This window comes from Bosea vestrisii, from assembly GCF_030144325.1.
In the GTDB taxonomy this organism is placed as follows: Bacteria; Pseudomonadota; Alphaproteobacteria; order Rhizobiales; family Beijerinckiaceae; genus Allobosea; species Allobosea vestrisii_A.
Map to the genome: position 1 here is coordinate 3,566,329 of NZ_CP126307.1, position 14,522 is coordinate 3,580,850.

The following is a 14,522-nucleotide window of genomic DNA, read 5'->3' on the forward strand; positions in this document are numbered from 1 at the left end:
CCATGCCCAAGAGCACCGACACCACGCCCGCCGCCAAGCCCAAGGCCGCGAAGAAGTCCGCCGCGACCCGCACGCCCAATTCCAAGGCGACCAAGCCGGATCTCAAGCCGCTGGAAGGCTATCTCGCCGACCTGCTCAACCCGGCGATCAATCGCGGCAAGGCGGTTCCGGGCGGCGCGTCCGGCTTCAGCGACACGCCGCAGGCGGGCTATGAGGCGCGGCCCGGCGATGCCGGCGAGTCAAAGCCGCGCAAGCTCTCGAAGAAGGCCGATGCCGCCTTCGATCCCGACAGCGACAGCGCGGCCTCGCTGACGGCGAAGTCCCTGCAGGCGCTGCTCGAGACCGGCAGCCCCTTCATCGAGCCCGGCAAGCCCTGGACGCCGCACCGGCCCGATCGTCCCGAGAAGTCGGAAGGTGGTGTCCGCTTCCAGATGAAGTCGGATTTCGAGCCGGCCGGCGACCAGCCGACCGCAATCGCCGACCTCGTCGACGGTATCCGACGGCAGGAGCGCGACCAGGTCCTGCTCGGCGTCACCGGCTCGGGCAAGACCTTCACCATGGCGCAGGTGATCGAAAAAACGCAGCGCCCGGCGCTGATCCTGGCGCCGAACAAGACCTTGGCGGCCCAGCTCTACGGCGAGTTCAAGAGCTTCTTTCCCGACAACGCGGTCGAGTACTTCGTCTCCTATTACGACTATTACCAGCCGGAGGCCTACGTCCCACGCTCGGACACCTATATCGAGAAGGAATCCTCGATCAACGAGCAGATCGACCGCATGCGCCATTCGGCGACGCGCTCGCTGCTCGAGCGCGACGACGTCATCATCGTCGCCTCGGTCTCCTGCATCTACGGTATCGGCTCGGTCGAGACCTATACGGCGATGACCTTCTCGCTGAAGCTCGGCGAGCGCATCGAGCAGCGCCAGCTGATCGCCGACCTCGTCGCGCTGCAATACAAGCGCACCCAGCATGATTTCGCCCGCGGCTCGTTCCGCGTGCGCGGCGACACGGTGGAGCTCTTCCCGGCCCACTATGAGGACCGCGCCTGGCGCATCGGCCTGTTCGGCGACGAGGTCGAGAGTATCTCCGAGTTCGATCCGCTCACCGGCCAGAAGACCGGCGAGCTCGAATTCATCAAGGTCTACGGCAATTCGCACTACACCACGCCGCGCCCGACGCTGAACCAGGCGGTGAAGTCGATCAAGCAGGAGCTGAAGGGCCGGCTCGACGAGCTCAACCGCATGGGCCGCTATCTCGAGGCACAGCGGCTCGACCAGCGCTGCACCTTCGACATCGAGATGATCGAGGCGACCGGCTCCTGCAACGGCATCGAGAACTATTCGCGCTATCTCACCGGCCGCAAGCCGGGCGAGCCGCCGCCGACTTTGTTCGAGTACCTGCCCGACAACGCCCTCGTCTTCACCGATGAGAGCCATGTCACGGTGCCGCAGATCGGCGCGATGTACAAAGGCGACTTCCGCCGCAAGGCGACTTTGGCCGAATACGGCTTCCGCCTGCCCTCCTGCATGGACAACCGGCCGCTGCGCTTCGAGGAATGGGACGCGATGCGCCCGTCCTCGGTCCATGTCTCGGCCACGCCCGGCGGCTGGGAGATGGACCAGACCGGCGGCGTCTTCACCGAGCAGGTCATCCGTCCGACTGGGCTGATCGACCCGCCGGTCGAGATCCGCCCGGCCAAGCACCAGGTCGCCGACCTCCTCGACGAGGTCAAGGAGGTCGCGGCCAAGGGCTATCGCACCCTCGTCACCGTGCTGACCAAGCGCATGGCCGAGGATCTGACCGAGTACCTGCACGAGAACGGCGTGCGCGTGCGCTACATGCACTCCGACATCGACACGATCGAACGCATCGAGATCCTGCGCGACCTGCGCCTCGGCGCCTTCGACGTGCTGGTCGGCATCAACCTGCTGCGCGAGGGCCTCGACATCCCCGAATGCGGCTTCGTCGCCATTCTCGACGCCGACAAGGAGGGCTTCCTGCGCTCCGAGACCTCGTTGATCCAGACCATCGGCCGCGCCGCCCGCAATGTCGACGGCAAGGTCGTGCTCTATGCCGACCATATCACCGGCTCGATGGAGCGGGCGATGGCCGAGACCAATCGCCGCCGCGAGAAGCAGGAGGCCTACAACGCGCAGCACGGCATCACGCCGCAGACGATCAAGCGCGCCATCGGCGACATCCTCGGCTCGGTCTATGAGCGCGACCACGTCACCGTCGACAAGGGCCTGATCGAAGGCCCGACCAGCGGCCACAACCTCAAGGCCGCGATCGCCGATCTCGAGAAGCGCATGCGCGAGGCCGCCGCCGACCTCGAATTCGAGACCGCCGCCCGGATGCGCGACGAGATCAAGCGCCTGCAAGCGACCGAGCTCGCCATCGCCGACGACCCGCTCGCCCGCCAGAGCGATGTCGAGTCCTCGGCCGGCAAGTATCGCGGCGAGCGCGGCTACGGCGCCTCGGCCAACCTGCCGACCCGCGCCCGCAAGCCGACCGACGCGGACATGGGCCCGCACAATTGGGGCGGCGGCGAGGGCAAGCCTAAGGCGAGCGTCGCGCGCCCGCGCAAGCCGACGCTCGACGAGATGGGCCCGGTGCCGGAGGCGCGACCGAAGGGGGCGGGGGAGAGAAGGGGGCGGCGGAGGTGAAGGGACGACTAAAGGTTGTAGCCGTCTTGCGTTGACCCGAACTCTGCGTTCGTTCTTATGTGTCAGGATTGACATCGAGATGAACGCATGGCCGGAACCACTGTGGTTAATGACTTTGCGAGCTTGGTAGCGTTCGGCCCACGCGAGTCGCAACTTTCGACGCCGCTCCGGAATTTGCAGTCGCACGTCTATAATTTGGTCAGTGAAGCAAAGTCTTTGCTTAAGAGCGACGCCCAACGAAAATCGACGTTTTCCCCTTATATAGGTAGAGGTATTCTAGAAGCTGGATTGACGGCGATATTATTTCGCGCGGATCCTTTTCGGGCGATGACGCTGTGTCGATTTCAAAGTGATATCGATTTTGATCATAATTCACCTAATAATATATCGGTATCTTGGGCCGATGATATAATGTGCAATGCAGATATAAGGGATCCTTGGAGATCAAAAACGAAACCAGAATCTGTATCAAGAGCTCTGTTTTCTCCTTATACGGATGAAATTCTTTGGAAGCCGGCTCTGAATAAGGTAAATGATCACATATCGTCGAATAATATTGGATTTACATTTCCTTCTGTAACCGATCTGGATGGTAGTATATTTATTGGAGCGATGAAGGGGCAGGCAAGGCAGTTGTATAGTTTTTGGTCAAAAGGGATTTACGGGGAGTTATTTACTATTGGAAACCACACATTGGATTCTATTACGTGCGATGAAAAATTAAAGAAAAGCATAGATATTGTTTTGGATTTGGCTTACGTTAGTCATTTTATTAGTACATCGATATCGAAGACGTCAGCAAAAAAGGCGACGCAAAGATACATGAAGGTTAAGGAATTTGTTCATGGCGGATGATCTCGACGCTGAAGATAGCAGCCTTCTCTTGGCTGCCGAGGAATGTCCAAGGGATCAATTCGATAAGTATCATACTTTTACGAGGTATGAGCGCGGTATAATACAAAAATTGATTGCCCATGGGCCCGTCTTGCTTAGAGGAGGACGAGGGAGCGGAAAGAGTGCTATCCTTATCGAGACGTATCTAGAGATAAGGAAGAATTATATCCAAAGTGTTGTTCCGGTGTACATAAGCCTGCGTCACCTCCCGCTGTTAAAATCGGAAGGCACTGCTTATGTGTCGAATTTTTGTAGAATACTTTCTAGTGAAATAAACAAAGAATTGAGAAATTACGGAGCGTCATTTCCTATCGCTAGGGATGTCGGGCCGCTTCTTGAGGCTCTTGAGGCAAATGCTCGTCATCTGAATAGGCGCTTTGTGCTGCTATTTGACGATGCGGCTCACATTGGGCGCGAGCGCCCTCTTATCGAGTTTTTTGATATTTTCCGAACGATCTCAACGAGTCGTGTATCTTGTAAAGCCGCAATATACCCTGGAGTTACAAAATTTGGCATTCGATTTGATGTATACAATGACGCGACGGTCGTTGATATCTCCGAGACGATCGAAAATCTGACTTTGAAGATATTTTTATTGAGATACTGAACAAGCGCTTCCCGCCGCTTGCCGAGAAGGTTCGCTCATCGAGGTCGATAACAGAAAAAAGATTTGCTAGGATCTTGGGTCGAGCTGTAACAGGCAATCTACGGAGTTTTGTATTCGCTTGCAATAACATCAATGAGTCAGAATCGGTAGGATATCCGGAGTTAACTAAATGTCTACTATTTTTATCAGCTGATTATTTTTGGCCGTTGCTTGAAGAGGTTGCGCCAAAACTTGGATCATATGAAATATTAGTTAATCCAGCGCAATCAATTGCTCAGTTTATATTTATAAATTGTGCAAAAAAAGAAAGTAGCTACTGCCTTATACACAGAGATGTCATACAAAAACAGTCAAAAATATTTGAAATACTTGAGTACGCAGGTTTCTTTTCTAGGCGAGAGGCTTCTAGAGCCTTAAAGTCGGGAGGGAGAGGTGTCGTTCTTTCCGCGAATTTGTGCAACTTGCTTGAAGTTACCCCGGGCAACCGGTTGACAAGTGAGTTGGCGACGCAATGGCTTGACGGTTCAGATGAGCCTTTCGAGCTCCATGTAATGAACCCGGACTATAATCGAATTGCCATTCCGGAGATTGGCTCTGATGCCGATTTGACGATCTTCTCAAAAGGAATATCGACTTTGCAGAGGTCTAATGCTTATCCATATGGGCTGACTTTTGATAAGGTGTGGCGTTTAGAAAATAATGGTTATACGACAATTCAAGATGTTGCCGAGGCAGATGATGAAGCTATTTTATCAATTTACATGATTGGTCCGAGAAGTTTGAAGAGAATTAGAGACGTTATCTACCAGGCGATTTGGATGTAGATACCTCCCGCGGCTACTGCATAGCCTTTTCCCATCTGGGAGAGGGGTTCTGTCGAGGCTCCGGTGCCAGACGGGGACAGCTCGCAACCTTATCCCCGCCCTCCCGACCTCCCGTATACTCCGTCGCATCCCATCCCGAGGGGCGGCCATCCGGAGGCATGTCGTTTGGCGGGGTGGGTGCGGCGCCTGCGGGCGAGGGTTGCGCCTCGCTCCCGGGAGGCTTCGGGAACCGACCTGGGGGTACTACGGCCCCTGCGCGAGGAGCTCGCTAGCTGGACGCCCGCCGATGACCAATCGCCCGAACGCCGACGCGACGACCCGATGAGGGACACTGGCGAAGGCGACGGGCGGGATCGGCGGTACGTCCGAATGAAGCGCGGCCCGGAGCTTTAAAATCGCCGAAGGCGGAGCGCCACGGGGCGTGCGGAGGGTGGCTCAATCCCTTCGCGCCGCTTCCTGGCTCAATGGAAGCGGATACCAAACCGCGCCTCGCGGCGCTCCGCTGCCCCTCATCAGCATAACGCCCGCAGGATGAGCCTGCGGGCGGGGAAATCTCATGCGTCATTCTCGGGCGAAGCGAAGCGCAGACCCGAGAATCTCGTAACCAGAAGGCTCCGATCGGAGCCTCCTCCTGCCTGAGATGCTCGGGTCAAGCCCGAGCATGACGCGCTTGAATTGGAAGTCCCGCGCCCTTCGCCCTGGGGGACAGGCGGCGAAGGGCGCGGGGTACGGTCGCCTACCAGCGGTCGTAGCGGTCGTGATGGCGGCGGCCATGGGCCGGGGCCCAGGGCGGCGGGCCGCCACGGTGGCGGCCATAGCCGTAGCCGCGGTCATAGCCGCGGTCGCGATAGCCGTAGCGTTGCTGGCGCTCGACATTGCGCTGGATTTCCCACATCCGGTGCTCGCGGGTGTGGCGGGTATAGCTTGCCTCGACCTTGTCGAGGGCGGCAGCGCCGCTGAAGCTCTCGCTGGCGGCGGCCGGGGTGACGGCGGCGCCGAGTGCGATCGCGGCGGCGATGAGAAGGTGGCGCATGGGCATCTCCTTTTCGAGTTGTCGCCATTGAAGCGCATCCGGCTGCAACCCAGCCTGAACGGGATAGTCGGCTCCCGTTCATCTTGGCGGCGGCTTAGGCGTCCGGCCCGCCCTCGATCTCGCTCGCCCAGGCGAGCGCCGCGTCGAAGGCATGGGGCTTGAAGCTCCGGACCTCGATGAAGGGCACGAGCGGGCTCGCGATCGCGACCAGCGTCTCGATCCAGCCCTTGTCGGTGACCACGGCCTCGCGCGGGAAGCGATGCCATTGCAGGATCTTGCCGAAGCCGTAGCGCGCATCCTTGAGGCCGGCGCGGAAGGTCATGTCCTCGAAGCCGCTGAGATCGGCGAGGATGCCGAGTTTTTCGTGGCGTTCGAGCTTGCTCTCGATCTCGGCGATCAGGATGTCGAAATCCGGCTCGGAGAGCGTGCCGGTGATGCGGAAGGCGACGACATGGTCGGCGGCGGGAAGGATATCGAGCATGGCGGGCTCCTGGCTTGTGCCGGGAACAACGCGACGACCGGCCGCAAGTTCGACGGCGAACCTTCGCCGGAGCGAGGCGTTGGCGATGCGAGGGGGCTAAACGCACGCAAAGGAGACGACGATGGCCAATGCCGGCGGGAAGCTCGGTCCGAGCATCAAGGGCAAGGGAGACGGCACGGGCGCGACGAGCACGCGGCCGGCCACGCTGCCCGATCACAAGGTGCTCTCAATCGCGACAAGGCGCAGCTCAATCGCGGGCGCGGTCTCGACGGCAAATGGATCGAGAACGAGCAGGTCTATGAGACGCAAGGAAACCAGCGCTCGCAGGACGAATGAGCCCTATTTCAGCGCGATGATCAGCATCAGGAAGGCGAGCACGATCAGGACCTGCTTCAGGCTCCAGTTGATCCGCCTGAGCTGCTCGGCGACCGGGTCTTCGGGAGGTTCGGTCTCGGACGTGTGATCCGGTTGCCCGGCGAGGAAGGCAGGGTCGCCATCGGCTTTGCTCGCGGCGGCTCGCCAGTTGATGCTCTGCACCCGTCCATGCGCCTGCGCCGGGCGGTCATCGACCTCGGGCGCCAGATGAAAGACCGGCGGCTCGTCGTCGGCGCCCTCGCGCAGCCAGAGATTGGTCGTCACGGCGAAGGTGAGAAGTCCGGCGCCGCCATTGGCGAGATCCTGCCGCAACCCCGCGAACAGCGGTTGCGGCAAAAAGAGCTCGGCGGCGAGCCGGTCGTCGAGATCACCTTGCGCCCCGGCGGGCAGGCTGAGCCGCAGCAGCGGCGCGCTCTCGCCGGCGAATGAGCGGATGGTCAGCGACAGCTCCTGCGCCGGCCCCGGCTGGTCGATGCGGGCGAGCCGCGCGCCGTTCGGCCGGGCGTGGGCTTCGATACGTCCGGCGTCGTGCAGCGCGCCGTCGCGCCAGTCGTGCCCGGAGACCACGACGAGCCCCTCCGCCGTGAAGGCCAGCGGCTTCGCCGGGTTCTGCACGAAAGTGCCACCCGCCACCGTCATCCGCCCGTCGACGATGCTGGCGCCGTCCGTCCTGTCGTTCATCCCGCCCCCGCCTTGAGTCGGTGCGGACGATAGCAGGTCGGCCGGGCGATGCCAGATTGGCAGGTTGTTCTACGTTAGGGGTGGTATGGGCCGCGCCGGAAAAGAAAATTTCCTTCTCGGTCGGTTCAGCGAAAGGCTCTTCCTGATTGTCGCGTACCTTTAAAAGAACGTTTGGATTGACATGCAGAACGAGCTTTCCTAAATTACGGACGTCGTCGGTTCACCGATGGCCGCGGAGATTTGAGCGAGCAGCTTGCGCCGCGTCACCAAACGCTAAAGCGCCACGACGTGGTCGTGGGCTCCTGGCTTTGAGGAGATGAACATGACCGGCTCCGTTCTCCGCCCTGTCGAACCGCTCCGCCGTTCGATGATGTGCTGTTGTCGCCGCTGATCCAGCGTTGACGCCGTTCACCGGCGTCTTATCCGACATCATTCAGTACAGGGCGCCGCAATGCGGCGAAAATCGTCATGTCGTTCCAGTCCCAGATCGTCTCCAGTCCGCCCACCCGCCAAGCCTATGTCATCGAGGTCGGCGAGACCCAGGCCGGGCTTGTCGCCCGCGGCGCCGATGAGCGCTTCTTCACCTTCATCTCCGCCTCGGCCGCCTTCGACCGGCTCGAAGGCCAGCGCTTCGCCACGCCGGTCGCGGCCGAGCTGGCGGCGCGCCAGCTCGTCCGTTCACGTCCCGGCCAGCGGCTGGCGGCCTGAGGAGCACGCCGGTGCAGCTGTTTGAAGCCCTGCGCGCGCTGGTCGCCTCCTGGTTCGAGCGGGCGGTGCCTGCCGACCTCGGTGAGCCGCGCTGGCAGGAGCGCTCCTTCGCCGAGCTCGGCGCCGAGGAGCGCCGCCGTTCGATCCGCGAGGTGACGCTCGAGCAATTGGGCATTGCGCACTGGTCGTGCCACACGCATTTCTGAGGTCATGAGGAACGCCCCCGTGAAGCCCGGCGCCTTTCGCGTCGACGGCCTTGTTCCCACGCCACCGTCCGAAGCGATCATCCGCTTCGAGGCGGTCGGCAAGACCTTTGCCGGCCGCGACAGCCAGGAGCCGGTGACGGCGCTCGCCGGCATCGACCTCGTAGTGCCACGCGGCGCCATCGTCGGCGTGATCGGCCGTTCCGGCGCCGGCAAGTCGACGCTGATCCGCCTCGTGAACGGGCTGGAGCGCGCCACCTCCGGCCGCATCCTGATCGAGGGCGAGGACGTCACCAATCTGACCGAGGCCGGCTGGCGCGAGCGCCGGCGCGCCACCGGCATGATCTTCCAGCATTTCAACCTGCTGTCGTCGCGCACGGTGTTCGACAATGTCGCGCTGCCGCTGGAGATCGCCGGCGTGCCCAAGGCGAAGATCGAGGCGCAGGTCAGCCGCCTTTTGGATCTGGTCGGGCTCGCCGACAAGCGCGAGCGCTATCCGGCCGAGCTCTCCGGCGGCCAGAAGCAACGCGTCGGCATCGCCCGGGCGCTGGCGACCGAGCCGAAGGTGCTGCTCTGCGACGAGGCGACCTCGGCGCTCGATCCCGAGACGACCCGCGCGATCCTCGCCCTGCTCAAGCAGGTCAATCGCGAGCTCGGCATCACCATCCTCCTGATTACCCATGAGATTCCGGTGATCAAGGAAATCTGCGACCGCGTCGCGGTGATCGAGGGCGGCCACATTGTCGAGGAGGGCGAGACCTTCGAGGTGATGACCCGGCCGCGCCATCCGACCACGGCGAGCTTCGTCGAGGCGGTGACCGGCGTCGAGGTGCCCGAATACCTCGCCGGCCGCATCCATAAGCAGGCACTGGCCGGCGACAGCGCCGTGCTGCGCATTGCCTTCACCGGCGAGAACGCGACGACGCCGGTGATCAGCCGCCTCAGCGCCGTGATCGGCGTCGACGTCAACATCCTCGCCGGCCGCATCGACGCGATCGGCGAAAAGCCCTTCGGCAGCCTGCTGGTCTCGGTGCCGGCGAGCGAGCCCGAGCTTGCCGCCGTGTTCGGCGCGCTGAAATCCCTCGATCTCAAGGCGGAGCTGGTCGGCCATGTCTCCTGAACTCATCCGTCTGATCATCGAGGCGACCGGCGACACATTGCTGATGGTCGCGATCGCCGCCGGCCTCGGCACCGCGCTAGGCCTGCCGCTCGGCGTCTTCCTGGCGACCAGCAAGAAGGGCGAGCTCTTCGCCGCGCCTGCGGTGAACGCGGTGCTCGGCGCGCTGGTCAATGCCACGCGCTCGACGCCCTTCATCATCCTGGTCGTCGCGATCATCCCCTTCACCCGGCTGATCGCCGGCACCTCGATCGGCACCTTCGCCGCGACGGTGCCGCTGACCGTGGCCGCGACGCCGTTCATTGCCCGCCTGATCGAGGGCGCCATCCGCGAAGTCGATCAGGGTCTGGTCGAGGCGGCGCGCTCGATGGGGGCGACCCCGTTGCAGATCGTCCGCAAGGTGCTGGTGCCGGAGGCGCTGCCGGCGATCGTGCTCGGCCTGACGCTGGCCCTGGTCAGCCTGCTCGGTTTCTCGGCCATGGTCGGCGCGGTCGGCGGCGGGGGCTTGGGCGATCTCGGCATCCGCTACGGCTATCAGCGCTTCATGCCGGATGTGATGGCGATCGTCGTCGCCGTGCTGATCGTCCTCGTCCAGACCGTTCAGAGCGTCGGCGATCGTCTCTCGCGCCGCCTCAACAAGCGCCTGCGCCACGCCTGATCGATTTTTCGTTTCCAACCCGTTCGATTCACCAAGGAGCCATCATGTCCGTCCTCTTCAGCCGTCGCCTCGCGCTCGGCTTTGCCGCCTCGCTCGTCCTCGTCGCCCCGGCGCTCGCCCAGCAGAACCAGGTCGTCCGCATCGGCGCCTCGCCCGGCCCGCATGCCGAGATCCTGGAGAAGGTGAAGCCGATCGCCGCCAAGAACGGGCTCGACCTCAAGATCATCGAGTTCTCCGACTATGTTGTGCCGAACCAGGCGCTGGCCGCCGGCGAGCTCGAGGCGAACTCGTTCCAGAACCAGCCCTATCTCGACAACCAGGTGAAGGATCGCGGCTTCAAGCTGATCAGCGTCGGCCTGACCGTGAACTTCCCGCTCGGCATCTACTCGTCGAAGTACAAGAGCTGGACCGAGGTGCCCGATGGCGCCACCGTCGCGATCCAGAACGACCCGACCAATGGCGGCCGCTCGCTCCTCCTGCTGCAGGACAAGGGCGCGATCAAGCTGAAGGACGGCGTCGGCTTCAAGCCGACAGTCGCCGACATCGTCAGCAACCCGAAGAAGCTGAAGATCATCGAGATCGAGGCCGCCCAGACGCCGCGCTCGCTGGCCGACGTCGCCGCCGCCGCGATCAACACCAACTATGCTGTCGACGCCAAGATCGAGCCGACCTCGGCGATCCTGCGCGAAAATCCGAAGGGCCCCTATGTCAACCTGATCGCCGTGCGCGAGGTCGACAAGGACAAGCCCTGGGTCAAGGCGCTGCTCGCTTCGTACCACACTCCTGAGATCAAGGCCTTCGTCGCCGAGCGCTTCAAGGGCTCGGTCCTCGCCGGCTGGTAAGGCTCCTCCCCCTGGCCGTGGTCACGGCTGGGCACCTGCCCCGGAAGCGCAAGCTTCCGGGGTTTTTCGTTGGCGTCACACCGACAGGTACTGCGCCCGTACCGCCTCGTCGGCCTTGAGCTCGTCCATCGTGCCGGTGAAGCGGATCAGGCCCTTCTCGATGATGGTCGCGCGGTCGGCGACCGAGCCGGCGAAGTGCAAGTTCTGCTCGGAGATCAGCACCGAGAGCCCTTCGCTCTTGAGCGCCAGGATGGTCTTGGCCATCTCCTCGATGATCACCGGGGCGAGGCCTTCCGATGGCTCGTCGAGCAGGACGAGCTTGGGGTTACCCATCAGGGTACGGGCGATGGTCAGCATCTGCTGCTCGCCGCCCGACATAGCTCCGCCTGGCCGGTCACGCATGCGCCCGAGATTGGGGAAGAGCTGGAACAGCCGCTCCGGCGTCCAGTGTGGCGCGCCCTCGCGCTTCGGCCGCTGCGCGACCGAGAGGTTCTCCATCACGCTGAGCTCGGAGAAGACGCGGCGCTCTTCCGGCACATAGCCGATGCCGAGGCGGGCGATCTCGAACGGCTCGCGACCGACGATGGTGTGCCCCTCGAAGACGACGCGGCCGGCCTGCGGCGGCACCAGCCCCATCACCGCCTTCATCGTCGTCGACTTGCCGGCGCCGTTGCGGCCCATCAGCGCCAGCACCTCGCCGCGGCCCATCGAGAAGCCGACGCCGTGCAGGATATGGGCGCGGCCGTAATAGGCGTTGAGGCCTTCGATCTCGAGCATCAGTGGCCTCCCGAGGTCGCGCCGGAGCCGAGATAGACCGCGCGCACGGCCGGATCGTTGCGGACCTCCTCGGCCCGGCCCTTGGCGATCAGCTTGCCGCGGTCGAGCACCAGGATCGCGTCGGAATGGGCGAAGACCACGTCCATGTCATGCTCGGTGAACAGCACGGCGATGCCGCGCTCCCGGGCGATCTCGGCGGTCAGCGCCATCAGCGCGATCCGCTCGCGCGGCGCCATGCCGGCAGTCGGCTCGTCCATCAAAAGGAGCTTCGGATTGTTGGCAATCGCGACCGCGAGTTCGACGCGCTTCAGGTCGCCATAGGCGAGCACGCCACAGGCGCGCTCGGCCTGATCGAGCATGCCGACTTGGCTGAGCAGTGCATCGGCCTCTGCGACATGGCGGTCCTTGGCCCGGCCGAACAGCGTCCAGGTCTCGCCGGCATGCGAGATCAGCGCCATCTGCACGTTCTCGCGCACGCTCATCGAGGCGAAGGTCGCGGTGATCTGGAAGGTGCGGCCGACCCCGAGCCGCCAGACCTCGCGCGGTTTCAACCCGGTGATCGTCCTGCCGTCGAAGATCACCTCGCCGCGGTCGGAGGGCAGCTGGCCGTTCAGCATGTTGAAGCAGGTGGTCTTGCCGGCGCCGTTCGGGCCGATCAGCGCGAGCAGCTTGCCGGCCTCGACCGAGAAGCTGACATCGTCGACGGCGCGCACGCCGCCGAAGGATTTGCCGAGATTGCGGACTTCCAGGACCGGGCTCATCGGGCGGGCTCCGGCGCGGCGGCGACGGGCGCGGCGGGCTCAGCCTCCCGGCGCCGTTCGGCGAAGGCTAACGCCGTGCCGACGAGGCCGCGCGGGAACAGGATGACGAGCAGCACGATCGAGGCGCCCAGGACGAAGCGCCAGTACATCGTCGCCTTCATCAACTGTTCCTGCAGGCCCATGAAGGCGAAGGCGCCGACGATCGGACCCGACACGGTCTGGACGCCGCCGAGCAGCACCATCAGGAGCCCGTCGACCGAACGCGGGATCGCCATATAGGTCGGGAAGACCGAGCCCTTGAAGAAGGCGCAGAGGGCGCCAGCGATGCCGGCCGCGAAGGCGGCGATGATGAAGGCGATCCACTGGATGCGCATCACCGGCAGGCCGATCGCCTCGGCCCGGAGCGGGCTGTCGCGCCCGGCCCGCAAGGCATAGCCGAAGGGCGCGAAGACGACGACGCGAAGGCAAAGGATCGCCGCGACGCAGATCGCCAGCGCGAGATAGTAGTAGACCAGCTTCGAGCTCGCCCAGGCCGCCGGCCAGACGCCGAGAATGCCGTTGTCGCCGCCGGTGACATCGACCCATTGGAAGGCGGTCGCCCAGGCGATCTGGGCGAAGGCCAGTGTCAGCATGGCGAGATAAACGCCGGACAACCGCACGCAGAACCAGCCGAAGACGAAACCGGCGATGCCGGCGAGGAAGGGCGCGAAGGCGAGCGCCGGCAGCATCGGCATACCGAGCCACTTCACCGCCAGCGCCGCGCCATAGGCGCCGAGCCCGAAATAGGCGGCGTGGCCGAAGGAGGCCATGCCGCCCGGGCCCATCATGAAGTGCAGCGACGCGGCGAAGAGCGCGAAGATCGAGAGCTCGGTCAGCGTCAGCAGCCAATGGTCGGCGACGATGAACGGCGCGAGCAGCAGCACGGCCAGGGCCGCGAGGCCGATCAGCTTGACGTTGTGGCTGGCGGGCAGAAGCAGCGGCTCGACCGGGCCATGCGCATGGGCGCTGCCGACCGGGCGCTTGCCCATCAGCCCATAGGGCTTGATGACGAGAACGATGGCCATCACCAGGAAGACCAGCACCAGCGTGATCTTCGGGAAGATCAGGATGCCGAAGGCGTGGATGATGCCGATCAGCACTGCGGCGAGATAGGCGCCAGTGACGCTGCCGAGCCCGCCGACGACCACGACGACGAAGGCCTCCGAGATCATCGAGAGGTCCATGTGCAGGTTCACTGCCTCGCGCGGGAGCTGCAGGGCCCCGCCGAGCGCGGCAAGTCCGGCGCCGAAGGCAAAGACCGAGGTGAAGAGCAGGCGCTGGTTGACGCCGAGTGCGCCGACCATCTCGCGGTCCTGCGTCGCGGCGCGCACCAGCGTGCCCCAGCGCGTCTTCTGGAACAGGAACCAGAGCAGGCCGAGCATGATCGGCCCGACCACGATCAGGAAAAGCTCATAGGTCGGGAAGCGGCTGCCCATCAGCACGACGAAGCTCTTGAAGCCGGGTGCGCGCGGGCCGAGCTTGTCCTCCGGTCCCCAGATGCCGAGCGCGATGTCCTGGACCATCAGTACGAGGCCGAAGGTGGCGAGCAGCTGGAACAGCTCGGGCGCCTGATAAATCCGGCGCAGGATCACGATCTCGACGATGGCGCCAAGTACCGCGATGACCAGCGCCGCGAGCAGGACGCCACCCCAGAAGCCGAGCGCATCGGAGCCGCCAAAATAGGTGACCAGCGTGAAAGCGAGATAGGCGCCCAGCATGTAGAAGGAGCCGTGCGCGAAGTTCACGATCCGCGTCACGCCGAAGATGATCGACAGCCCGCAGGCGACGAGGAAGAGCGACGAGGCCGAGGCCAGGCCGTTGAGCGTCTGCGCGAAGATCAGGTCGATCATGCCGGG

Annotated in this window: 15 protein-coding genes; 9 read left to right on the forward strand and 6 right to left on the reverse strand. The window is 63.4% G+C overall.

All coding sequences use genetic code 11. The annotated features are described in order from the left end of the window. Positions 1 to 2: 2 nt before the first annotated feature. From uvrB to QO058_RS17665, 4 genes are all read left to right on the forward strand, one after another. Positions 3 to 2,666 carry an excinuclease ABC subunit UvrB gene (gene uvrB, locus QO058_RS17650; RefSeq protein ID WP_284167582.1) on the forward strand — a complete coding sequence of 888 codons (2,664 nt, stop codon included), beginning with the start codon at positions 3 to 5 and terminating at the stop codon, positions 2,664 to 2,666. An 87-nt stretch (positions 2,667 to 2,753) separates the two neighbouring features. After that, entirely contained in the window at positions 2,754 to 3,521 is a 768-nt protein-coding gene (locus QO058_RS17655) for a hypothetical protein (RefSeq protein ID WP_284167583.1), read from the forward strand. Next, a complete protein-coding gene (locus QO058_RS17660; protein WP_284167584.1) occupies positions 3,511 to 4,167 on the forward strand; it encodes a hypothetical protein in 657 nt (218 codons plus the stop codon). Before QO058_RS17655 ends, QO058_RS17660 begins: the two co-directional genes overlap by 11 nt. 74 nt (positions 4,168 to 4,241) lie before the next feature. Further along, positions 4,242 to 4,991 (forward strand): hypothetical protein, encoded by a 750-nt coding sequence (locus QO058_RS17665; protein ID WP_284167585.1) that lies wholly within the window; start codon positions 4,242 to 4,244, stop codon positions 4,989 to 4,991. A 736-nt stretch (positions 4,992 to 5,727) separates the two neighbouring features. Here QO058_RS17665 and QO058_RS17670 read toward each other — a convergent pair. The 3 genes from QO058_RS17670 to QO058_RS17680 all read right to left on the reverse strand — a co-directional run bounded on the left by QO058_RS17670 (position 5,728) and on the right by QO058_RS17680 (position 7,561). Further along, positions 5,728 to 6,024 carry a hypothetical protein gene (locus QO058_RS17670; protein ID WP_284167586.1) on the reverse strand — a complete coding sequence of 99 codons (297 nt, stop codon included), beginning with the start codon at positions 6,022 to 6,024 and terminating at the stop codon, positions 5,728 to 5,730. A gap of 94 nt (positions 6,025 to 6,118) precedes the next feature. Then, the gene (locus QO058_RS17675) at positions 6,119 to 6,505 is read right to left on the reverse strand and encodes a SpoIIAA family protein (protein ID WP_284167587.1); all 387 of its coding nucleotides are present in this window, start codon (positions 6,503 to 6,505) and stop codon (positions 6,119 to 6,121) included. Between the two features lie 339 nt (positions 6,506 to 6,844). Next, a complete protein-coding gene (locus tag QO058_RS17680) occupies positions 6,845 to 7,561 on the reverse strand; it encodes a hypothetical protein (protein WP_284167588.1) in 717 nt (238 codons plus the stop codon). Positions 7,562 to 8,029: 468 nt separating this feature from the next. On the opposite strand from QO058_RS17680, the gene QO058_RS17685 reads away from it, so the two are divergent. The 5 genes from QO058_RS17685 to QO058_RS17705 all read left to right on the forward strand — a co-directional run bounded on the left by QO058_RS17685 (position 8,030) and on the right by QO058_RS17705 (position 11,089). Further along, positions 8,030 to 8,269, forward strand: a complete 240-nt coding sequence (locus QO058_RS17685) for a hypothetical protein (protein WP_284167589.1) — start codon at positions 8,030 to 8,032, stop codon at positions 8,267 to 8,269. An 11-nt stretch (positions 8,270 to 8,280) separates the two neighbouring features. Beyond that, complete coding sequence (locus tag QO058_RS17690; protein WP_284167590.1) at positions 8,281 to 8,475, forward strand: immunoglobulin domain-containing family protein; 195 nt, start codon at positions 8,281 to 8,283, stop codon at positions 8,473 to 8,475. A 76-nt stretch (positions 8,476 to 8,551) separates the two neighbouring features. Further along, positions 8,552 to 9,592, forward strand: a complete 1,041-nt coding sequence (locus tag QO058_RS17695; RefSeq protein WP_347976591.1) for a methionine ABC transporter ATP-binding protein — start codon at positions 8,552 to 8,554, stop codon at positions 9,590 to 9,592. Continuing rightward, positions 9,582 to 10,247 (forward strand): methionine ABC transporter permease, encoded by a 666-nt coding sequence (locus QO058_RS17700; protein ID WP_126114307.1) that lies wholly within the window; start codon positions 9,582 to 9,584, stop codon positions 10,245 to 10,247. Before QO058_RS17695 ends, QO058_RS17700 begins: the two co-directional genes overlap by 11 nt. A gap of 44 nt (positions 10,248 to 10,291) precedes the next feature. Further along, positions 10,292 to 11,089 (forward strand): MetQ/NlpA family ABC transporter substrate-binding protein, encoded by a 798-nt coding sequence (locus tag QO058_RS17705; RefSeq protein WP_284167592.1) that lies wholly within the window; start codon positions 10,292 to 10,294, stop codon positions 11,087 to 11,089. A gap of 75 nt (positions 11,090 to 11,164) precedes the next feature. Here the strand turns inward: QO058_RS17705 and QO058_RS17710 are convergent, their stop codons facing one another. The 3 genes from QO058_RS17710 to QO058_RS17720 are packed head-to-tail and all read right to left on the reverse strand — an operon-like array spanning position 11,165 to position 14,516. Next, positions 11,165 to 11,869 (reverse strand): ABC transporter ATP-binding protein, encoded by a 705-nt coding sequence (locus QO058_RS17710; protein ID WP_284172941.1) that lies wholly within the window; start codon positions 11,867 to 11,869, stop codon positions 11,165 to 11,167. Further along, on the reverse strand, positions 11,866 to 12,627 hold the full coding sequence (locus tag QO058_RS17715) for an ABC transporter ATP-binding protein (protein WP_284167593.1): 762 nt from the start codon (positions 12,625 to 12,627) through the stop codon (positions 11,866 to 11,868). The genes QO058_RS17710 and QO058_RS17715 overlap by 4 nt, the downstream gene beginning before the upstream one ends. After that, positions 12,624 to 14,516, reverse strand: coding sequence for an ABC transporter permease (locus QO058_RS17720; RefSeq protein WP_284167594.1), 1,893 nt, complete (start codon positions 14,514 to 14,516; stop codon positions 12,624 to 12,626). The genes QO058_RS17715 and QO058_RS17720 overlap by 4 nt, the downstream gene beginning before the upstream one ends. Positions 14,517 to 14,522: the final 6 nt, after the last annotated feature.